The sequence below is a fragment of the Burkholderia sp. 10_S31 genome (assembly GCF_056930375.1).
Genome location: NZ_JBXOWK010000001.1, coordinates 1,574,009 through 1,595,346, shown reverse-complemented (window position 1 = coordinate 1,595,346; position 21,338 = coordinate 1,574,009). Strand labels below are relative to the sequence as shown.

The following is a 21,338-nucleotide window of genomic DNA, read 5'->3' as shown; positions in this document are numbered from 1 at the left end:
CGTATCCCCGCTTCCCACGCGCCCCCCCCCCGAGACGGCACGCTGCCGTACCGCGCGTCGCGGCCGAAACGCATCGTCCGGTCGATGCCGACCCGCCGCCGGGCTGACCCGATTCGTGCGCTCTACTGGAGTGCGGTCATCACCGGGGTGACGGCTGTTCGGATCATGGTCGTGATGATTCTGATGGCCGGCAGCAAGCGCGTGATGGGCAAGTTCGCGGTCACGGGCGCGCTGGCATGGGGCGGCTGGGCCGCGACGCTCGCGATGGCGGTCACGGCAATGGGTGTGTTCGTGCCGGGATAAGCCGCCTCGGTCACGCATGCAGGACCGTCCGCGCGATCAGGCTGTCTCCGGGCGAATCACCAGTTCGTTGAACCCGGTGCCCGCGTCCGGTTCACGCGAGAAACGATGCGCGGGCAACAGCACGAGCAGGATCTCCGCGGTCGTGCGCACCACGCAGCCGCTCGCGACATGTCCGCCCGATACACGGCCGTGTGCGTCGGAGACCGACATATGCAGGTGTGCGCCGTCCGGCGAGACCGAACCGGCGAGCGTCAGGATCTCGAGGTCGCCGCGCAGTTCGGTTGGCGAATCCACGCCGGCAAAGCGCAACTGCGCGACGTTCAGGCTGCCGATGCCCTGGATCACGAATGCCGCGTGCGCGTCGAGGCGACGCAACGCTTGCTCGATCGACGCACGCAGATCGTCGCCGGGGGAAAGGCGCAAAGGATGGGCTTGCATGGTCGATAACCTGCTGGCGAGTCCGGGTCTCGACCAAGAGTACGTTGGGCCCGGCAATCCGGCAAGCGGCCGCCTGCCGGATGGATGGAACGCCGCGCGTGCGTGACCGCAACGCGCGGCGCTCGCCCTACACGGTGAACCGCTCGCTTGCGAACTGCGCGTCCGGGATGCCGGCGGCGACGGCGACTTCCCGCGCACCTTCGACGAGCGGCGGCGGTCCGCATACGTAGACATCCGGCAGCATGTCCGCCTGCGCGAGCGCCGCGTGCAGCGCATCGACCGGCGTCCCGCGGAAGCCCGCCCATTCGATACCCGGTCGCCACACGCACGGATCGACCCGCAGTTGCGGCAACTCGGTCCGCAACCGCTCCAGCTCGTCGAGCATGAACAGTTCGCTTTCCTCATTGACGCCGAAGAACAGCCGCGCGTCGCCCATCTCCTGATACTCGGCCATGCGCCGCAGCATCGACAGGATCGGCGCGAGCCCCGTGCCGCCCGCGACGAACCAGCGCGGTCGCAGGCTGTCCGCGAACAGGCCGAATCCGCCCATCGGCACGCGCACGGTCAGCGGATCGCCGGGCCGTGCGCGCTCGCGCAGATAAGTCGAGAACCAGCCGCCCGGCCGCAGCCGGATCAGGAACTCGAGGCGGCCGTCCCAGTTGCTCGTGTTCGCGAGCGAATACGGCCGGCGCAAGCCGCTGCCCGGCACCTCCAGCTCCGCGAACTGGCCGGCTTCGAACTCCGCCGCCGCGCCGAACGCGTCGTCGGGCTCGATCTGCAGCTCGACGCGCATCGTGTCGCGCGCGATCGTGTCGAGTGCGGCGATCCGCGCCGTGCGTACGGGCACCGGCTGCAGCAGCACCTTCGTCCGGTCGTACGGCGCAGCCACCCGCAGATCGCCGAGCGGCGTCGTCCGGCACAACAGCACCGCGCCGGGCTGGCCGGCCGGCAATGCCTCGGCGCCGTGCGCCTGCATCTCGTACGGGCCGTCGACGACAGTCGCCTGGCATGCGCCGCAGCTGCCGCGCCGGCATTGCGACGGCAGCGTGATGTCGGCTTGCGCTGCCGCCGCGAGCAGATCCTGGCCCGGCTCGCAGTCGAAGCCGAACGGCGCACCATCGCGCGTCGTGATCTCGATCCGGTAGCTCATCGAACGATCCCGCTCACGCAGCCCGGCGCGCGAGCGCCGCGGCCAGGTCCGCACCGGCATCGCCGATCGGCTGGATCCCGAACTGCTCGACCAGTACCGCAAGCACGCCCGGCGTGATAAACGCCGGCAGCGTCGGCCCGAGCCGGATGTTGCGGATACCGAGCGCAAGCAGTGTCAGCAGCACGGCCGCCGCCTTCTGTTCGAACCACGAGATGACGAGCGACAGCGGCAAGTCGTTCACGCCGCACTCGAATGCATCGGCGAGCGCGGTCGCGATCCGGATCGCCGAATAGCTGTCGTTGCACTGCCCGACGTCGAGCAGGCGCGGAATGCCGCCGATATCGCCGAACGCGTGCCGGTTGAAGCGATACTTGTTGCAGCCGAGCGTCATCACGACGGTATCGTCGGGCGCCTGTTCCGCGAACTCGGTGTAGTAATTGCGCCCCGGCGCCGCGCCGTCGCAGCCGCCGATCAGGAAGAAGTGGCGAATCTGTCCGGCCTTCACCGCATCGATGACCTTGTCCGCGACGCCCAGCACCGCATGCCGGCCGAACCCGACGGTGATCGTCTCCTCCGGCGCGGTGGCCGCGAACCCGGGCAGCGCCTGCGCGGCACGGATCAGCGTCGAGAAATCGTGATGCTCGAGATGGCGCACGCCCGGCCAGCCGACCGGCCCCGTCGTGAAGATGCGCTGCCGGTATTGCGGCAACGGCTCGATGATGCAGTTGGACGTCATCAGGATCGGCCCGGGGAAACGCGCGAAGTCGCTCTGCTGGTCCTGCCACGCGCCGCCGTAGTTGCCGGCCAGATGCGTAAAGGCCTTGAGCGCCGGATACGCGTGGGCCGGCAGCATCTCGCCGTGCGTGTAGACCTGGATGCCGGTGCCCGCCGTCTGTTCGAGCAACGCATGCAGATCGCCGAGATCGTGGCCCGACACGAGGATCGCCTTGCCGGCCACCGGCGACACGCGCACGGCGGTCGGCTGTTGCACGCCGAAGCGGCCGGTGTTCGCGTTGTCGAGCAGTTCCATCACCGTCAGGTTCAGCCGGCCGAGATCGAGCGCCTGCGCGAGCAGTGCGTCGACGTCGGTGGGATTGCTTGCGAGAAACGCGAGTGCGGCCTCGACGCCTTCGTAGATGTCGTCGCGTTCGTAGCCGAGCACCCGCGCATGATGCGCATACGCGCACACGCCCTTCAGGCCGTACAGCACCAGCGCACGCAGCCCGACGATGTCCGCGCCCACCGTGTCGAGGCCAGCGTCGATGCCGACGGTCGCCGCCTGCTTCAGCAAGCCCGCCAGATCGTCGGCCGGCTGCCATGCGGCCGGCCCCTGCAGCACCGGCACGGTCGTGCCCGCGGCGCGTGCGTGCGCTTCGCACGCGGCCTTCACGCGATCGCGCGTCTGTGCCGCTTCACGCAGCAGCGCGACGAAGCGCGCCGCATGGAAGTTCACGTTGGTCAGCGTGGTGAACATCGCGTACAGCACGAACCGGTCGGCTTCGCGGTCGGGCACGCCCATCGTGCGCGCGATCGCGCCGTACTGCGCGATGCCCTTCACCGCATGGATCAGCAGGTCCTGCAGGTCGGCCGTCGTCTCGTCCTTGCCGCAGTTGCCCTTCGCCGATGCGCAGCCGGGCCGTGCGCCGGTCCGGTCGGTCTGTTCGCATTGATAGCAAAACACGGTGCTCTCCTTTATCGATCATGGGGGGCGGGTCGGCTCTGACGGCGGCTGGAAGCGTGTTCCAGGCCACCGGGCATTCCGCCCGCTTCAAGATGCTTGCTTTATGCATCTTTTCGCATGATGTTTCGGCGCACCTTCGGCCACCGTGACGCAGATCAACAAACCACCGGCGCACGGTGAGACAACTTGTCGCTACGACTGCCCACCCGCCGACGCCGCAGTTGCCTTGTCGCTTTCGTCATCCTCGCAGTCGATGCCCCAGTCGCCGTATCGATACCAGTCCTCGCCGAGCAGTTCGCACGGGTGCTGGGTCCGGCTGGAGCCATTGCCGCAACGCATCGCATGCGTCGGGCAGTAGTTGTCGCATCCCCAGCAGATCCGTTCCGGATGGTTGGGATGCAGCGGAAATTTCTTGGCCATGATTCGTTGTCTTCCCGGTGTCGTTGCGTCCGCACCGTTCGACTCTAGTGCACCGGTACACGCCTGCCATGCGGCATTCTTTCGCACCGGCCGCAGTGCGTCGGCCAGGCACGCGGAGGCGATTGATCTGGTCTGCACGGTATTGCGCGACGTAAGCCGACAACCTCAACCTTGCGTGATGGGTTCAAACATCGGCGTGGCGCTGGCATCTATCGGAAAAATGGACGATGGATTGGACCATGCCGGCAGCCAAGAACAAAAGGCCCGAGCATTGCCCGGGCCTTCCATGTCAACCGTTGCAGCCAGCCGTGCTTACGCTTCCAGTGCCTCCAGCACCTTGCCCTTCGTCTCGATCCCGACGAAGTGGACGGTCAGCGCCGCGATCAGCGGCACGACACCGATCAGGTAGAACGCCGGCGCGAGATTGCCGCCGATGATCGCGTGCGGCACGATCATCGGCGCGGCGAACGACGCGATCTTCAGCCACGCGCTGCCGAGCCCGCAGCCGGACGCACGGATGCTCGTCGGATACTGCTCCGGCGTATAGACGTACGCAGTGATGAAGCCCGACGCCATCAGCCCGAGCGACAGCGAGCAGAAGATCGCGACGACATACACCGACGATGCGTGATAGAGGCCCGCGAGCGCCAGCGACAGCGCGCACAGCACGAACGACCATACGATCACCGGCTTGCGGCCGAGCTTGTCGACCAGCAGCGCGGACGCGAGCGAACCGAGCACGCCCATCACGGAACCGATCACCGCGAGATTCAGCGCGAGCTGCAGCGGTGCGTGATAGAAGTTCTTGTAGATCGTCGGCAGCCAGGTGGACAGCCCGTACTGGATGAACCCGCAGGTCGCCCACAGTGTCGCCACCGCGAGCGTGCGCTTGCGATACGCGGCACTGAACAGGTCGCTCATCCGGCGCTTCGGGTGCTGACGCACCATCTCGTCGTATGCGGCCACCTGCGTGACCGGCGGCAGCTCGCCGCGCACCGACGCTTCGAACACGCCCACCGCCCGCCCGGCTTCCGCGAGCCGTCCGCGCGACGCGAGCCAGCGCGGCGATTCCGGCACGAGATGCGTGAGCACCAGTGCGAGGATCAGCGGCAGCCCGCCGACGAAGTACATGATCTCCCAGCCGAACCGCGGCACGAGCCACGCGCCGAGCGCCATCGACACCAGCAGGCCGATCGGGAACACGATCTCGTACAGCAGCACGAAGCGCCCGCGGCCGTGCGCGCGCGTGATTTCGTTGATGTACGTGGCCGCGACCGGCAGTTCGCCGCCGAGACCGAGCCCCTGCAGGATCCGCAGCAGCACGAACACCTCGAACGTCGGCGCGAAACCGCACGCGATGCTGGTAATGCCGATCACGGCCGAGCTCCATGCGATCGCCTTCACGCGGCCATGCTTCTCGGCGAGCGTGGGAAACAGGAACGCGCCGATCAGCTGGCCGATCGCGCCAGACGCGATCAGCATGCCGATCTGCGTCGGCGACAGCCCCCACTTGTGAATCAGCAGCGGCAGCGTCGCCGCGATCGTGATCACGTCGAAGCCGTCGAAGAACGTCGCGGTGCCGATCAGCACACGCGCGCGGATCTGCATCGAGTTGGTCGGAAGCCGCTCGAGCCGCGCGATGATCGCGCCGGGCGTGGAGGCGGCAGCTTCCATCGTGGCCCTGCCGGCCACGACGTTGTCGAAAGTGCTCATGCGGGGTGTCTCCTGGATCTTTTGGTCGTCTTGGCCGGTCAGGCCAGCGCTTTGGTCGTGTCCGCCAGGACTTCCGTATCCACTGCCCGGCCCTGGTTCATCCACTTGCGTGCGAGCTTCAGCTCGCGTGCGTTGTTGATGGCGATGACACCTCTCATATGCCCATCGCCCACGAAAAACAGCGTCGCGCGGCGCGCGGCAAGATCGCCGCGCACGACGAGCTGCGCATCGGCCGGCAGATCACCGAGGATCTGCAGGTTCACGTCGTACTGATCGGACCAGAACCACGGAATCTCCGCGTACGGTGCGCGCACGCCGAGCACGGCCTTCGCGGCCGCGATCGCCTGGTTCTGCGCGTTCGCCCACGATTCGAGCCGCACGCGCCGTTTCAGCCAGCCGTTGTGATGGTTCGCGACGTCGCCGCACGCGAAGATCGCCGGATCGCTGGTCGCGCCGAATTCGTCGACGACGATGCCATCGTCGATCGCCAGCCCGGCGTCGCTCGCGAGCGTCGCGTTCAGCGCAAGGCCGATGCCGGCCACCGCGAAATCGGCGTCGATCGTCGTGCCGTCGGCAAGCGTCGCGCGGACCTTCGATGCGTCGTCCGGCTGCGCGTCGAGCGATGCGAGCGCCGCGCCAAGACGCACGTCGACGCCATTCGCGCGATGCAGGCCGAGCAGGAAATCCGACACGATCTGCGGCACCGATCGCCCGCACAGACGCGGCGCGCCTTCGACGACGACGGCTTCGACACCGAGCTTGCGCGCGGTCGCCGCGACCTCGAGGCCGATCCAGCCGCCGCCGATCACGAGCACGCGCTTGCTGGCGCGCAGTTTCTCGCCGAGCGCGGCCGCTTCGTCGAGCGTGCGCAGGTAATGCAGGTTCGTCGTCCTGACGATCGCATCGGGCAAGCGGCGCGACGTGCCGCCGGTCGCGATCACGAGCCGGTCGTATTCGATCTCGCGGCCACTATCGGTCTTCACCACGCGGCGCGCACGGTCGATCGATGCCGCGCGTTCCGGCTGCCACGCCTCGACGCTCAGCGCGTCGAATTCATCCGGGCGCACGACGCGCACGGTCTCGATGTCGGCGTCGCCGGCCAGCACGGCCTTCGACAGCGGCGGACGCTCGTACGGCAGGTGCGGCTCGTCCGCGATCATCACGAGGCGGCCCGCGAACCCTTCCGCGCGCAGCGTCTTCAACACCCAGCCGGCGGCCTGGCCGCCGCCGATCACGACGACGGTGCCGGGCGCGGCCTGATCCTGCGTGTTCGCTTCGATCATGATTTGCGCTCCGTCATGAACTTGCCTTCCGGCGCCTTCACGTTCTTCTGCCGGCGCGTGTTGCCGTCGAGGCCGCCGTCGACGGCCCATTCGGCGAACACGGTCGGGCCCGGTTCGAATTCGCGCGGCTGCCACTCGGGCGTCAGCACGTCCTCGTCCGCGTAGTACTCGATCAGTGCGCCGGCCGGATTCTGGAAGTACCAGAAGTACGCGGACGACACAGGGTGACGCCCCGGGCCGAGCTGCGTTTCCCAGCCGCAGCGGTCGATGTGCATGCCGCCGCCGAACACCTCATGGATGTCGCGCACGGTGAACGCGACGTGGTTCAGGCCGCGTTTGCCATTCGGCAGCGCGAGCAGGAACAGGTCGTGGTGGCCGCCGTGCGGTGCGCAGCGCATGAACGCGCCGCGGCCCGGATAGCGGTCTGAAGTCTCGAAGCCGAGCAGTTCGTGATAGAACTTTTCCTGCGCGTCGAGGCAGTTCGTGAAGAACACGACGTGCCCGACCTCGACCGGCTCGGCGCGCGCATAGATCGGGCTCGGCTGGTCGACCCGCACCGTCCGGCCCCACACGTTCGACGGCGAACCGGTGATGTCGAGCGCGCGCTTGCGCGTCACTTCGATGCGGATCGCCATCCCGTTCGGATCGATGCAGCCGACCGCATCGTCCCGTGCGTAATAGCCGGGCTGGCCGGCCAGCTTCGTGCGCAGCGCGTCGACTTCCTGCCGCGTCGCGACGCCCCACGTGACTTCACGCAGCGTCGGGCCCGCTTCGAACGCGGGCGGCAGCGACGGATCGTCGGCCTTGACGACCAGCACGGTGCAGCCGTTCAGCGTTTCGAAACGCGCGCGCGCGTCGTCGTGCGCGACTTCCTTCAAGCCCCAGTCGGCGAAAAAGCGCCGGCACGTCGCGAGGTCGTCGACACCGTACGTGATCTGCTCGATACCCAAGATGCTCATTGCGTCATTCCCCTTCGCTCAGTTCGCCCACGGCAGCGGCGCGTCGTTCAAGCCCCAGTAGAGGCTCTTCTGCTGCATGTACTCGCGGATGCCGAGACGCCCCTTCTCGCGCCCCATCCCGCTCTCTTTCCAGCCCGAGAACGGCGTGGAGATCGAGAACAGCTTGTACGTGTTGATCCACACGGTGCCCGTCTCGAGCGCGCGCGCGATGCGCCATGCACGCTTGTAGTCGCGCGTCCAGATGCCGGCGGCGAGTCCGAACACGCTGTCGTTCGCCTGCGCGATCAGCGACGCTTCGTCGTCGAACGGCATCGCGACCAGCACCGGCCCGAAGATTTCTTCCTGGCAGATGCGCGCGCTGTTCGGCAGACCTTCGAGAATCGTCGGCTGGTAGAAGAAGCCGTCCTCGCGCCCGTCGCCCGACGGCCGTTCGCCGCCGCACAGCAGGCGGCCGCCTTCCTCCAGCCCGAGCGCGACATAGCGCTCGACCGATTCGCGATGCTTCGCGGTGATCAGCGGGCCCATCTGCGTGTCGGGACGCGTCGGGTCGCCCACGCGCAGCTTGCGTGCGCCGGCCACCAGCCGCTGCATGAATTCGTCGTACACCGCACGCTGCACGAAGAGGCGCGAACCCGCGATGCACGCTTCACCCGACGAGCTGAAGATGCCGTAAAGCACGCCGTTGACCGCGTGATCGAGATCGGCGTCGTCGCACACGATCGTCGGCGACTTGCCGCCGAGCTCCAGCGACACGGGCATCAGCTTCTCCGCCGCGATGCGCGCGATGCCGCGACCCACCTCGGTGCCGCCGGTAAACGACACCTTCTTCACGAGCGGATGACGCACCAGCACGTCGCCGATCACCGAGCCCTTGCCCGGCAGCACGCTCAGCACACCCTTCGGCACGCCGGCTTCCTCGCAGATGCGGGCCAGCGCGAGCGACACGAGTGGCGTGACTTCGGCCGGCTTGAGCACCACCGCGTTGCCGCCGGCGAGCGCCGGCGCAAGTTTCTGCGCGTCGGATGCGATCGGCGAGTTCCACGGCGTGATCGCCGCGATCACGCCGATCGGCTCGTGCACGCTCATCGTCAGGTAGTCGCCGCGCGACGGCGTCAGCTCTTCGTCGAGCGTTTCCAGGCAAGCCGCGAAATAGCGGAACGTGTTGGCCGCGCTCGCGACCAGCACGCGCGTCTCGCCGATCGGCTTGCCGTTGTCGCGACGCTGCAGGTTCGCGAGCGCCTCGTGACGCTGCATGATCAGGTCGGCGATCCGGTACAGCACCAGCGCGCGCTGATGCGGCTTGAGCCCGGCCCAGTCGGCGCGACGCCACGCGGCGTCGGCGGCCACGACGGCTTCGGCCGCGTCTTCCGCGTTCGCCGTCGATACTTCCATGTTCAGCGACTGGTCGGCCGGATAGATGCTCGCGTAAGGCGCGCCACGGCCGCGCCGCCACTCGCCGCCGATCAGGATGTCGCCGTTGGGTACGAGGCTCGTATCGAATGAAGTCATGTCGCAAGTCCCACAAATCTGTCTTTGCGCTGCCGCCCGCGCCGTGGCGCAGGCGGGCGCTCAATGGCCCGAAGGTCCGGATCGCACGCTCAGATCACGCAGCGGGCCGCGCGGTTGCGCAGCGCACGGATCGCGCAGTACGCGGTCAACGCGGACGTCTTCGGGTTATCGGGCAACGGCTTGCCGCTCATTTCGAGCGACATCTCGCCGAACGCGCCACGGGCGGTGATGCGGTGCACGTTGCGCGCGACGGCCGGATCGGCAATCAGGCGCACGCGCGTCGCATCGAGGCCGAGGCCCGCGAGCGCGACGGTTGCAGCGACGTTCGCGTTCTTCGGATACAGCCGCGCGGCATCGCGTGCAGTGCCTTCGAAGATCACCTTCTCTTCGGTCATCGCACGCAGGTCGCACAGTGCCTCGGCGGGCGTGCCGAGCCAGCCGAGCGGCGGCTTGCGGCCGACGTACAGCACCTCGTCGAGGCCGCCCTGCTTCGCCGACGCCAGCGCGTCGATCCCGCCGATCGCGCCGGACAGCAGCGTGAGCGTCGCGTCGCCTTCGTCGGCGGCCTGCGCCAGCACGTCGAGCAGCGCAAGATCGGACAGCGCGCCGATCGACGCGACCGCGCAGTCGGTGCCGGCCTTCAGCAGCGGCACGACGTGATCGACGAGCGCGCTGTGGCCCGCGCATTCGAGCGCGAACTCGGGGCGGCGGGCCAGCGCGTCGACCGACGACACCACCTCCACCGCACCGCCGAGCTCGCGCTGCACCGCGTCGCGCTGGTGCTCGGGCACGATCACGTGCGCGACGCGCAACGACGCATCGTGCTCGACCGCGTGATACACGGCGGCACCGATCGCGCCGAAGCCGATCATCGCGACGTCGACGGGCGCATGCGCGTGTGCGTGGCCCGGGTTGCGTCCGTTAAGCATATTGGCGCTCCGACGGCGTTTCCTCCTTCTTCACCGGCGGGCCCGCGAACGCCGATGCGAACGAGCCGACCGACAGCATGTCGACCTCGACCATCACCGGTCCTTCCTTCGCGATCCCTTCGCGCACGATCGCTTCCGCCTGGTCGAGCGATGTGATCCGGTAGTGCGTGAGGCCGAAGCTCGCGCAGAACTGCGCGAAATCGGGCTGGTGCAGCTGGACGAAGCAGCGGCGGCCGCCGTAGTGCGCGTCCTGGATGTTGCGGATCACGCCGTAGCACTGGTCGTTCATCAGCACGATCATCACGTTCGCGTTTTCCTGCACGGCCGTCACGAGCTCGCCGACGTTGACCATCAGGCCGCCGTCGCCGACCAGGCAGACCGTCTTCGCCGCCGACCCGGCCAGCGCCGCGCCGATGCCCATCTGGATGCCCTGGCCGATGCCGCCGCCGAGCGCATGCACGCCCGCGCGCGGTTCGAAGATCTTCAGCAGGCGGTTGCCCCACGTGCTGTTCGAGATCGTCACGTCGCGCACCCAGTTGTAGTCGCGGCCGACCGCACCCTGCAGCGTGTCGACGAGCTTCTTGTAGGGCCCAAGGCCTTCCGCCACGCTGGCGACGGCCTGCTCGCGCGCCGCCGCGAGATCGATTGCGAACTGCGGATCGACGGACAGACGACCTTCGAGGCGATCGGCCAGCTCGGCCAGCACACGCTTCGAATCGCCGTGCACGAACAGCTCGTTGCGATAGCCGCGGTTGTCGGCGAGCGCGTCGGCGTCGATGCGGAACAGCGGCTGCGGCAGCGCGAGCTTGTACTTCAGCGTCTCGTTGCCGCGCAGGCGCGAGCCGACCACGACGAGCGCGTCGCAGGTCTTGTAGAACGCTTCGACGGTCGAATGCACGTTGAACGCGCCGAGCGTCGCCGGGTGATCTTCCGGCAGCACGCCGCGGCCCTGCACGCTCGTCACGACGCCGAAGCCGAGCTTCACCAGGCGCTCCACCTCCGCACGCGCATGGCGCGCACCGCCGCCGAGCCACAGCAGCGGACGGCGCTTGGCCGCCAGCGCGTCGGCGAGCTTCGCAACGCGTGCGTCGTCGTGCTCGCGCACCGCGACGTGCGCCGGCGCGAGGTCTTCCGGCCATTCGATTTCGGCGGCCTGGATGTCGATCGGAATCTCGACCGATACCGGGCCAGTCGGCGCGGTCTGCGCGATGCGCACCGCTTCGCGGATCGTCGGCAGCACGGTTTCGACCGTGCGCACGCGGAACGCAGCCTTCGAGATCGCGTCGAGCATCGTGAGCTGGTCCGGCGCTTCGTGGATGTACGCCAGATCCTGGTCGAGGTACGGCGTTTCGATCTGCCCCGTGATATGCAGCAGCGCGGTGCCGGCCGTCAGCGCCTCGACCATCGCGCCGGCCGCGTTGCCCGCCGCCGTGCCGGTGCTCGTGAACGCGACGCCGAGGCCACCCGACACGCGGGCCAGGCCGTCGGCCATGTTCACCGCGCCCGCTTCACCGCGCGCGCCGACATACCGGATGTTCCCGCGCGAGTTGATCGCGTCGAGGATCGGCATGTTGTGGATCGAGATGACACCGAATGCGGTTTTGACATCGCACTGCTCGAGAAAGGCGGCAATCAGCTCGCCAACCGTGGTTTTTTTAGACATGGCGTGCAAAGCCTCCAGAAACGTCGATATGGCTGCCCGTCGTATAGGACGACAGATGCGTTGCGAGATAAAAAAGTGCCCAGGCTGCCTCGTCGGGCCTGCCGAAGCGGTTCAGCGGAATGTTCTTCTTGCGGGCGAGCGCGCCCGTCCAGTCCTCCCAGCTTTCGCCGGCCTGCGCCTGCGCTTCGTAGCGGCGGCGCCATTGACCCGACTCGACGATGCCGATCAGGATCGAGTTCACGCGGATGCGCTGCGGCGCCAGTTCGGTCGCGAGCGACTTCACGAGGCTCAGCACACCCGCACGCGCCGACGACGTCGCGACCATGTGCGGCTCAGGCTGCAACGCGAGCAGCGAGTTCACGCAGGTGATCGACGGCGCGGCCGCATCGCGCAGCAGCGGCAGGAACGCGCGCGTCGGGCGGATGATGCTGAAGTACTTCAGTTCGAGCTCTTCGCGCCACGCGTCGTCGGTCGTGTCGGCGAAGGTCGACACGCGGCCCTGGCCCGCGTTGTTGACCAGCATGTCGGCCCGGCCGAAACGGTCGGAGACAGCCTGCGCGAACGCGGCCACGTCGGCTTCGTCGAGCACGTTGCAGCGCACGGCGAGCAATTGCGCGCCCGGGTATTTTTCGCCGAGCATCGCTTCGGCGCGCGCGAGGCGTTCGCCGTCACGGCCGCAAATCGCGACCGACGCGCCGGCCTGCAGAAACCGTTCGGCAGTCGCGAGGCCGATGCCGGACGAACCGCCCGTCACCACCGCCACCTGCCCGGTCAGATCGATCTCAATCATGTCGTCAGCCCTCGCCGGGCCGCCCCAAGAGGGCCGGCAGCCTCCTCGGGGGGCAGTGAGCAAAGCGAACGTGGGGGCTGTTTCATCAGTCGCCGGGCCGCCCCAAGAGGATTGACCGCCCCCTCGGGGGGCAGCGTGCGAAGCATGCGTGGGGGTCTCATTTCAATCCTAAAGCCTTCAGAAACGTGTGCTCGTCATCCGAGCGGTAATTGAGCCGCCGCGACAGTTCCGCCGCCGCGCGCTGCACCTTGTCGAACAGGCCGTCGGCGATCAGCGCCGCGTCGATTTCCGGCCTCGGCACCGTCACCGTGATGCACGCGACGATCTTCTGCGTGTCGTTGCGCACCGGCGCCGTAACCACCGAGATCCCGCGTTCAAACGACGAATTGCTGATGCCGTAGCCGCGCAGTGCGTCCTCGCGGATCATTTCGTACAGCGCGTCGACCGTTTCGGGCGTCGCACTCGTCATCCGGTTCAGCGTGCCTTCCGGATACAGCGCACGCAGCTCCTTCAGCGACAGGTCGCCCATCAGCACGTGGCCGTGAGTCGTCGCATGCGCGGGCAGCCGCGTGCCGACGTTCACGCGAATCGAGCTGAACACCGGCGACTGGCTCTGCGCCTTCGCGACGAACACCACGTCGCGGCCGTCGCGGATCACGATATGCGTCGTGAAGCCGGTCGCATCGCGCAGGCTCTCGATCACCGGCAGGCCGAGATCGGTCAGCTCGAGCGAGCTCAGGTATTCGAAGCCGAGCCGCAGCACGGCAATGCCGAGCTTGTAGTTGCGATCCTTGTCCGCGCGCTCGAGAAAGCCGAGCGATTCGAGCGTTTGCAGCAGACGGAATACCGTCGTACGCGGAATGCCGAGTCGCTTGGACAGTTCCGGCGCGCCGAGCACCGGCTCGCGCGGCGAGAATTCGGCGAGGATCCGCAATCCGCGTTCGAGGCCTGGCACGACGTAGCTGGCCTCGGACTTTGCGTTTTCCGCGTCCTCTTGTTGCAACGGTTCGCTCATGATGCCTCCCGCCGGGCCGCCCCAAGGGAGGCATCGGTCTTCTGGGGATGAGGGGGCTGCGCCCCCCCAAGCGAACGAATGTGAGCGTGGGGGTAGTTCATTCCAGCCCCCGTTGACGGTCGCATTGACGGCAGAACGCGTCGATCAGCGACGAGTAGACCGCCGGCGCTTCCACATAACCCGCATGCCCCGCTTGCGGAATCACCTGCAGCCCCACGTGCGCGGCCGCGGCGATCCGCTCGCATGCGGCGGGCGGCGTGATCGCGTCGTTCGCGCCGACAGCGACTGCCGTGCGGCCGCGAAAGCCGGCGAGATCGGTCGCGAGATCGGCGTTCGCGAGCAGATGCGTGGCCTGCGCGTAGCCGGCCGGCACGATGCGCGCCATGTTCCAGCGCACCCACGCCCGCGCATCCTCATTCGCGAATCCGGACAGCATGTTGCCGCTGCGCTGCTCGGCGAGCCCGGCCGGACCGAGTTCGGCGAGCATCGCGAGGCGCGCGTCGCGGCGCGTATCGCGCGTTTCGGCGGGCGCACTGCCGTAGCCGCCCGCGGGCGAGATCAGCAACAGGCCTGCAATCCGCGCGGGCATCACGCGGGCCAAACCGCCCGCGATGATCGCGCCGAGCGAATGCCCGACCAGCACGCAGCGTTCGATGCCGAGTGCCTCGAGCCACGCGTTCAGCGACACCGCATAGTCGGCGGCGGCCGGCGACGCGCCGTGCACGGCAGTCGACACGCCGTAGCCGGGCGCATCCCACGCAAGCACGCGTCGCGACGCGCCGAGCGTGTCGAGCTGGCGCACCCACGATGCGGCGCCCGAGCCGATCCCGTGCAGCAGCACGACGGGCAGCGCGTGGCTCGCATGCTGCGCGCCGGCCTCGCGATAACCGATCGTGCCCGCCGCGCCGGCCGCGCAGCGCTGTTCGGGAAACTGCCCGAGCAGCGCGGCGAACGCCGCGGTGCGGTCGCGTTCACGTTTGTCGATGACACTCATTGCTTGCTCCGCCCCGTCTCAGCGCTTGATCTTCGCGAGCGGCGAATCCGGCGGATACGTCGGCGTGATCGGCTTCGACGAACCGAGCATCACGCACATCAGCGCGTCTTCCTCGCCGATGTTGATTTCCGTGCGATACACGCCCGGCGGTACCGAGATCAGGTCGCGCTCGCCGAGGATCGCTTCCCAGGTCTCGCCGTCGCGCTCGCAGATCACCTTCATCTTGCCGCGCAGCACGAAGAAGATTTCCTCGACATCGATGTGGATGTGGCTCGGACCGATGTTGCCGGCCGGAATGACCATCGTCGAAAACGTGAAGTTGCCGGCCGGCACCGTGTTGACGTCCTTCGCGACGCCCGTGCCGCCCGTGCCGACATAGCGCATCTGCGCACGGCGGTACTTCGGGTCGTAGTCGGCCTGGAACTTCAGCGCGTCCCAGTCGTAGCGCCGCGTTTCGTAGCGCGCGACGCGCCCTTCCATCCAGTCGCCGAAGCTTGCGCCTTCCGGCTGGTCCCACGACTTGCGTTCGAGATCTGCGTCCGCCATCGTCCTCTCCTTCATTTCCAGTGAAAACTTCGATTCAATTCATTACGAAGCCGCCGTTCACCGGCAGCAGTTGACCCGTCACGAAGCGCGCGCCGTCCGACAGCAGGAACAGCACGGGGCCCGTCACGTCGTCGGGCACCTGCGCGCGCGTCAGCGCGCGGCCCTGCATGTAGAACGCATGCCGTTCGGCCGGCACGTAGGCCGTCGCCTCGACTTCGGTGAGCCCCGGCGCGATCGCGTTGACCGTCACGCCGTGCGCGCCGAACTCGCGTGCCTGCGCATGCGTCATCGCGATCACCGCGCCCTTGCTGGCGACGTACGCGAGCAGCTTCGGCGCGCCCCACAGCGCGGTGTCCGATGCGAGGTTCACGATCGCGCCGCGACCCGAGCGCGCAAGGTGCGGCAACGCCGCATTGCTGACGAGCCACACGCCGCGCACGTTCACGTTCATCACGGCGTCCCACGTCGACACGTCGAGTTCCGTCGACAGCTTGCCGCCCGAGTTCGTGATCGCCGCGTTGTTGATCAGCGCGTCGATGCCGCCGAGCGCTGCCGCGCCCTGCGCGACGAACGCATCGACGCTCGCCGGATCGGCCAGGTCGAGCGCGAAGAAATGTGCGGTGTGGCCGGCTTGCGCGAGCTGCGTGGCCAGCGCGCGGCCTTCTTCGACGAGCACGTCGCCGAACGCGACCTGCGCACCCGCTGCGACCAGCGCCTTCACGAACGCGGCGCCGAGACCGCGCGCACCGCCCGTGACGAGCACGCGGCGCCCCGGCAGCGACACGACCGGTGCGAGCTCAGCCATTCGCGGGCTCCGATGCGGCGTGCGCCGCGCGGTGCGCGTCGAGCGCGGACAGGTGTTCCTGCGCGCGCTGGCGCAGCATCCGGCGCACGCGCGTGATGCCGACGTCGTGCTGGTACAGGTATTCGTGATCGCGCGCGTGCGGCGCGAGGCTTTCGAGAACGTAGCGGTCCTGCTCGAGCACGTCCCAGTGCAGGCCCTCGAGGCGGTTGCGGTACATGAAGCGCCACACGTCGCGCTGCCAGCCGCTGACCTTGCGCGTACGCCAGAAGTAGACCTGGCAGTTGTCGCCGTCGACCGGCGTCGCGAAGCCGATGATCCCGAAGTTGCCGCCCGGGCCGAACTTCTGCTTGTACGGAATCGCGAGGCGCATCCACAGGCAGCCCGTTTCGCCGAGCTCGACCCAGTCGAAGTTCACGTCGCGCTGGCCGATCTTCTCGAACATCAGGCCCGTTTCCGTCTTGCGCACGCGCATGTCGGCCTGCTTGTCGCCTTCGGCCATCGAGTGCGACGTCGCGTGCAGGTACGCGCCGTGCATCGGGTCCATCACGTTGTCGATCGCGTACTGGTAATTGCACTTCCAGTTCGACACGCACAGGAAGTGGCCGTACTCGTCGGCAACCAGTTCTTCCGGCAGGTTCAGCGGCGCCGGCTCGCCATGCGCTTCGTCGCCGAACCACAGGAAGATCGCGCCGGCCTTTTCTTCGACCGGATACGACTTCACGCACTTCGAGCCTTCGAGCGGACAGTTCGACACTGCCGGCACGCGGTTGACCGTGCCGCCGCCGTCGACTTCGACGCCGTGATACCAGCAGGCGATGCTGCCGCCGAGGTTCCAGCCGAGCGACAGGCGCGCGCCGCGGTGCGGGCAGCGATCTTCCAGCGCGTGGACCTTGCCCTCGTGATCGCGCCACAGCACGATCTGCTCGGACAGGCGCGTGAGGCCGACGGGCGCGTTCGACACCTGCCAGCTCGGGGCGACGGGATACCAGTAGTTCTTGATGCCGCGATCGAGGTAGTCGCGGACCGGGTCGTGTTGGGCTTCGTGTTGTGCGGGGGACGTCATCAGTGTGCTCCGGATGCGGTTGTCGTCGGGTCGGCGGTCACGCGGCTCGCGCGCTCATTCCGCCAGCGAGGCCATTTCGGCGCGGAAGCGCTCGGGTGTCCACGCGGTGCCGTCCGGTGCGCGGAAGCCGATGCGGTTCAGGCCCGCGACGACATCGTCCAGCTCGGTCGCACCGCTCTCGAACACGCGTTCGAGCGCATCGCCGAGATCGTTCTCGTACTGGGTCGGCTCGGCCTTGCGGTTCTGCCACACCTGGTTCTCGACCTGCCCGGGGATCTCGATCTGCCCCTTGCCCGCGACGTTGTTCGGCTGCGGTGCCATCCACGGCTTCAGGAAGGGATTGAAGTTGACGGTCGCTTCTTTCATGTCATTCCACCTTGATCTGGATTTCCTCGCCGGCAAGGCGCACCGCGTACTGCTTCAGCGCACGCCCGCCCGGGCCCTTCAGGCATTCGCCCGTCTTGATGTCGAACACGGCTTCATGCAGCGGGCATTCGACCGTGCCTTCGTCGACGAACCCCTGCGTCAGCAGCGCGTATGCATGCGGGCACACGTTCTCGAGCGCATACACCTCGTCGCCGACGCGGTAGATCCCGATTTCGACGCCGTCGGTCCGCTTGAACTCGATCGGCGTGTCTTCCGACAGCGCGCCGGCGTGCCCGGCACAAATCCATTGTTCAGACATCTCACACCCTTCCTTCTGATCGACTCTCGGTTCGCCCCGGGTTTGTTCCATACCCGGAACATCAGTTTATGGATGGTGATTATAGGAGCGACTTTCCACGAGTAAAACAAAAAGCTGCATGTCCTAGGGAAAATACCGACCGCCGGGTCGGCAGTCGCTCTCGCCACCTCAGTCAGATGTAATTTTTTGTTTTATGACGGGGGTTTAAGTCATATTTTCAGGACTCTCGAACCCGTGTTTCGGATCGCCCTCGTCCGCATCCGGCCCGAAAAATTTATTTTTGATCCTGTGCGTGACACCTCTATACTCCATTCCATCAGAGGCACGCTGTTCCTTGTATGGAACGAAAGGAGTGCCCGCCCGGCGGTGAAGAGCGCGCGACGGCCGGCCGTCCCCGCGCCCGCCGCCACGGCACGTTTTCCATCAGGTTTGGAGAGTCAGGAGATCAAATGGTCAAGCATGCGGTAGCAGCAGCAGTCATCGGAATGGGCGCCGTGTCGGGCGCCTGGGCGCAGAGCAGCGTGATGCTGTACGGCAGCATGGATGCCGGCGTCGCGTACGTGAACAACGTCGGCGGCCACGCGAAGTGGGCGATGATCCAGGGCAACACGCAGCCCGATCGGTGGGGCCTGAAAGGCAAGGAAGACCTCGGCAGCGGCCTGTCGGCGATCTTCCAGCTCGAAAACGGCTTCTATACGAACAACGGCCAGTTCGCGACCGCGAACACGATCTGGAACCGCGCGGCGTTCGTCGGCCTCAGCTCGGATCGCTACGGCACGCTGACGCTCGGCCGCCAGACGCCGCTGACGTTCGACTATCTCGATCCGCTCAGCACCGCGTACCTCGCGATGAGCTGGTATGCATTCCACCCGGGCAACATCGACGGGCTCGCCGCGACCGGCAACGTGCCGTACAACAACGCGGTCAAGTACCGCTCGCCGAGCTTCGCCGGCTTCTCGGCCGCGGCGGCGATGGCGCTCGGCAACACGACGAACTTCGCGACCGGCAAGTCGGTCGGCGTCGCGCTGAACTATGCGAACGGGCCGTTCAAGGCGTCGGTCGTCTACTCGAACGAGCACGACCGCTCGATCCTGATCAGCCAGACGGGCATCACGTCGTTCCAGGGGCAAAACACCGCGAACGGCTATCTCGCGAGCAAGGTCGAGAACATCGGCGCGGGCGCGTCGTACCAGTTCGGCGACTTCCTCGTGCACGGCCTCTACACGCGCGCGAAGATGCAGTCGAACGGCTATTCCGACACGTTCCAGAGCTACGACGCGGGCGTGAACTACCGCAGCAGCGCGTTCAACACGATCGCGGGCGGCGCAGCGACGACGACGCTGGCCGGCCGCCGCTGGACGCAGGTCGAGCTCGGCGACATCTATTCGCTGTCGAAGCGCACGCAGCTCTATGCGAACGTGTTGTACGAGCACGGCTCGGGCGGTGCGAAGGCCGCATTCTTCACGGCCGGCACGTCGAGCACCGCGAACCAGGTGATCGTGCTGACCGGCATTCATCACTCGTTCTGAGCAGCACGGGTACATGCGCCCGGCCGCCGAAGCAAAAAGAGCAGCCCCTGGGCTGCTCTTTTTGCATGCGAAGCCGCGCGACGCGGCTCGCTCGACGGGATCAGAAATCAGAACATCGCGACCCGATGGCGTGCGTGCGCGAACGTCGGGTCGCTTTCGAGCGGCCGGTAGTTCAGGCGCTGCGACAGGTCGACCGCCGCGCCGCACACCGCTTCGACGAGCCGCTCCTTCTCGCCGGCCTCGCCGATCTCCGAGCGCGGCACCGTCGCCGTGATCGCCGCGACGATCGCGCCCGAATGGTCGCGCACGGGCGCGGTCACCGCCGAAATGCCGCTCTCGAATGCAGCCTCGCTGACCGCGTAGCCGAGCCGCGCGTAATGACGCACGCGCTCGTACAGCTCGTCGACGGTGCTCGGCGTGCGCTCGGTGAACTGCTCGAGCCGCTTTTCCGGATAGAGCTGGCGCAGCGCGTCGCGCGTGAGGTCGCCCATCAGCACGTGGCCGTGCACGGTCGCATGCGCGGGCAGCCGCGTGCCGACGTGCACCTTCACCGAACCGAACATCGACGTATTGCTCTGCGCCTTCGCGACGAACACGACATCGCGCTGGTCGCGGATCAGCAGGTGCGTCGACAGGCCCGTCGCGTCGCGCAGCCGCTCGAGCACGGGCGTGCCGAGGTCGGTCAGCTCGAGCGAATTCAGGTATTCGAAACCGAGCCGCAGCACGCCGACACCGAGCCGGAAATAGCGGTCGCCGTTCACACGCTCGAGAAAGCCGAGCGCTTCGAGCGTCTGCAGCAGGCGGAAGGTGGTCGTGCGCGGAATGCCAATGCGCTTCGACAGCTCGGGCGCGCCGAGCACCGGCTCGCGCGCGGAGAATTCGGCCAGGATCCGCAGCCCGCGTTCAAGGCCCGGCACCAGATACGACGACGCGCCACCGGACGAGTCGTCGTCGCCCGCACCCTGCTTCGACGCGTCGCGGTCGACGTCGTCGCCGACTGTCGCGCGCGGCGCGCTTGCCGGCTTCGCCGGCGGTTTCGATGCGCCGCTCATCGTTGGATTGACCCTGTGCACATGGACGGAATGGAAGCGTTCACGAAAGACCCGCAATGCTTGATTATGGATTTTCGACCGGACCGGATCAACACGATCCGGCGCAGGCGGGCCGGACAGCCGGACAGCCGGGCTGTCGCATAGCCTGATGCGATCGAAAGGATAACAGCGATAGACAGGACTGCCCACCGGAACATCGCCTGCATGGCGCGGCCGGCGAACGATGGGTGAACGCAAACGCGCCGCGTGCGACGTCGCATGCGGATCGATTCGGGCAAGTCGGATGGCGGGAAAAGGGCCAGGGAAAACGCGTGAACACGAACGACCGCACCGATCCGCGAACGGGATCGGCGCAATGCGACGTCAGGCCGTCACGGCGTCGTCATACTCGGCACGCGCGAGCTGACCGGCGGCGTACGCGTCGGCTTCGCCGCGAAAGCCGTCCGTGCTGAATGCAACGACTTTCACACCGACGCCGGACGCCCGCTTCACCGTCAGCGCCCATTGCCATCCACCGTCTTGTTCGAAGACGTGCAGCGAGGGTTCGAGGGATGAGTCCAGTACGGTCACGGGGTATGCTCCTGCCCTGCGCGTCGCATCGGCGACGCGTCGGGCATGTCGAAAAAAGCGCCGGCTCGCGGCGCGTTTCAGCCTTTTGACAGTCTAGTCAAGGAATGTTGCGACGCACCATCAGGGCTTACACCTGCCTATCAGAACCGGGCGGTCAATCAAATCCACCTGAAACCCGCCTGAAACCCATACGGAACGGGCCTCGCGAGCATATTCCCGAGGCGCGGCACACCACGCGTGC

General features: G+C 67.3%; 21 protein-coding genes and 1 pseudogene. 2 read left to right on the top strand and 20 right to left on the bottom strand.

Annotated elements, in window-relative coordinates:
• Positions 1–105: 105 nt before the first annotated feature.
• Positions 106–303 (top strand): annotated as a pseudogene (locus AC1Z3W_RS07245) (divalent metal cation transporter); the annotation flags it as partial.
• A gap of 36 nt (positions 304–339) precedes the next feature.
• On the opposite strand, the gene AC1Z3W_RS07240 reads toward AC1Z3W_RS07245, so the two are convergent.
• The 18 genes from AC1Z3W_RS07240 to AC1Z3W_RS07155 all read right to left on the bottom strand — a co-directional run bounded on the left by AC1Z3W_RS07240 (position 340) and on the right by AC1Z3W_RS07155 (position 17,946).
• On the bottom strand, positions 340–741 hold the full coding sequence (locus AC1Z3W_RS07240; RefSeq protein ID WP_057929351.1) for a PPC domain-containing DNA-binding protein: 402 nt from the start codon (positions 739–741) through the stop codon (positions 340–342).
• Between the two features lie 127 nt (positions 742–868).
• On the bottom strand, positions 869–1,891 hold the full coding sequence (locus tag AC1Z3W_RS07235; protein ID WP_057929395.1) for a 2Fe-2S iron-sulfur cluster-binding protein: 1,023 nt from the start codon (positions 1,889–1,891) through the stop codon (positions 869–871).
• A 13-nt stretch (positions 1,892–1,904) separates the two neighbouring features.
• Complete coding sequence (gene hcp / locus AC1Z3W_RS07230) at positions 1,905–3,572, bottom strand: hydroxylamine reductase (protein WP_483507356.1); 1,668 nt, start codon at positions 3,570–3,572, stop codon at positions 1,905–1,907.
• A gap of 192 nt (positions 3,573–3,764) precedes the next feature.
• On the bottom strand, positions 3,765–3,992 hold the full coding sequence (locus AC1Z3W_RS07225; RefSeq protein ID WP_057929353.1) for a DUF3079 domain-containing protein: 228 nt from the start codon (positions 3,990–3,992) through the stop codon (positions 3,765–3,767).
• A 312-nt stretch (positions 3,993–4,304) separates the two neighbouring features.
• On the bottom strand, positions 4,305–5,705 hold the full coding sequence (locus tag AC1Z3W_RS07220) for an MFS transporter (protein ID WP_057929354.1): 1,401 nt from the start codon (positions 5,703–5,705) through the stop codon (positions 4,305–4,307).
• 38 nt (positions 5,706–5,743) lie between these two features.
• Complete coding sequence (locus AC1Z3W_RS07215; RefSeq protein ID WP_057929355.1) at positions 5,744–6,988, bottom strand: NAD(P)/FAD-dependent oxidoreductase; 1,245 nt, start codon at positions 6,986–6,988, stop codon at positions 5,744–5,746.
• The gene (locus AC1Z3W_RS07210) at positions 6,985–7,947 is read right to left on the bottom strand and encodes a VOC family protein (RefSeq protein WP_057929356.1); all 963 of its coding nucleotides are present in this window, start codon (positions 7,945–7,947) and stop codon (positions 6,985–6,987) included. Before AC1Z3W_RS07210 ends, AC1Z3W_RS07215 begins: the two co-directional genes overlap by 4 nt.
• 18 nt (positions 7,948–7,965) lie before the next feature.
• Positions 7,966–9,456 (bottom strand): aldehyde dehydrogenase, encoded by a 1,491-nt coding sequence (locus AC1Z3W_RS07205; protein WP_057929357.1) that lies wholly within the window; start codon positions 9,454–9,456, stop codon positions 7,966–7,968.
• An 89-nt stretch (positions 9,457–9,545) separates the two neighbouring features.
• A complete protein-coding gene (locus AC1Z3W_RS07200; protein WP_175824519.1) occupies positions 9,546–10,385 on the bottom strand; it encodes an aspartate dehydrogenase in 840 nt (279 codons plus the stop codon).
• A complete protein-coding gene (locus AC1Z3W_RS07195) occupies positions 10,378–12,048 on the bottom strand; it encodes a thiamine pyrophosphate-binding protein (protein WP_483507355.1) in 1,671 nt (556 codons plus the stop codon). Before AC1Z3W_RS07195 ends, AC1Z3W_RS07200 begins: the two co-directional genes overlap by 8 nt.
• Positions 12,041–12,838 (bottom strand): SDR family oxidoreductase, encoded by a 798-nt coding sequence (locus AC1Z3W_RS07190; protein ID WP_483507354.1) that lies wholly within the window; start codon positions 12,836–12,838, stop codon positions 12,041–12,043. The genes AC1Z3W_RS07195 and AC1Z3W_RS07190 overlap by 8 nt, the downstream gene beginning before the upstream one ends.
• Before the next feature lie 157 nt (positions 12,839–12,995).
• Positions 12,996–13,853 (bottom strand): IclR family transcriptional regulator, encoded by an 858-nt coding sequence (locus AC1Z3W_RS07185; RefSeq protein WP_057929361.1) that lies wholly within the window; start codon positions 13,851–13,853, stop codon positions 12,996–12,998.
• 97 nt (positions 13,854–13,950) lie between these two features.
• Complete coding sequence (locus AC1Z3W_RS07180; protein ID WP_483507353.1) at positions 13,951–14,847, bottom strand: alpha/beta fold hydrolase; 897 nt, start codon at positions 14,845–14,847, stop codon at positions 13,951–13,953.
• Positions 14,848–14,865: 18 nt separating this feature from the next.
• Complete coding sequence (locus tag AC1Z3W_RS07175; protein ID WP_057929363.1) at positions 14,866–15,393, bottom strand: cupin domain-containing protein; 528 nt, start codon at positions 15,391–15,393, stop codon at positions 14,866–14,868.
• Between the two features lie 34 nt (positions 15,394–15,427).
• Entirely contained in the window at positions 15,428–16,198 is a 771-nt protein-coding gene (locus AC1Z3W_RS07170; RefSeq protein WP_483507352.1) for an SDR family oxidoreductase, read from the bottom strand.
• Positions 16,191–17,261, bottom strand: coding sequence for an aromatic ring-hydroxylating dioxygenase subunit alpha (locus tag AC1Z3W_RS07165; protein ID WP_057929365.1), 1,071 nt, complete (start codon positions 17,259–17,261; stop codon positions 16,191–16,193). The genes AC1Z3W_RS07170 and AC1Z3W_RS07165 overlap by 8 nt, the downstream gene beginning before the upstream one ends.
• A gap of 54 nt (positions 17,262–17,315) precedes the next feature.
• A complete protein-coding gene (locus tag AC1Z3W_RS07160) occupies positions 17,316–17,627 on the bottom strand; it encodes a recombinase-like helix-turn-helix domain-containing protein (protein ID WP_057929366.1) in 312 nt (103 codons plus the stop codon).
• Position 17,628: 1 nt separating this feature from the next.
• Entirely contained in the window at positions 17,629–17,946 is a 318-nt protein-coding gene (locus tag AC1Z3W_RS07155; protein ID WP_014898924.1) for a non-heme iron oxygenase ferredoxin subunit, read from the bottom strand.
• A 449-nt stretch (positions 17,947–18,395) separates the two neighbouring features.
• Here AC1Z3W_RS07155 and AC1Z3W_RS07150 point away from each other — a divergent pair, with 449 nt between their 5' ends.
• Positions 18,396–19,475, top strand: coding sequence for a porin (locus tag AC1Z3W_RS07150; protein WP_057929367.1), 1,080 nt, complete (start codon positions 18,396–18,398; stop codon positions 19,473–19,475).
• 107 nt (positions 19,476–19,582) lie between these two features.
• On the opposite strand, the gene AC1Z3W_RS07145 is transcribed toward AC1Z3W_RS07150, so the two are convergent.
• Positions 19,583–20,527: an IclR family transcriptional regulator gene (locus AC1Z3W_RS07145; protein ID WP_057929368.1), complete on the bottom strand. Its 945-nt coding sequence runs from the start codon at positions 20,525–20,527 to the stop codon at positions 19,583–19,585.
• A 363-nt stretch (positions 20,528–20,890) separates the two neighbouring features.
• On the bottom strand, positions 20,891–21,097 hold the full coding sequence (locus AC1Z3W_RS07140) for a hypothetical protein (protein ID WP_014898921.1): 207 nt from the start codon (positions 21,095–21,097) through the stop codon (positions 20,891–20,893).
• Positions 21,098–21,338 lie beyond the last annotated feature (241 nt).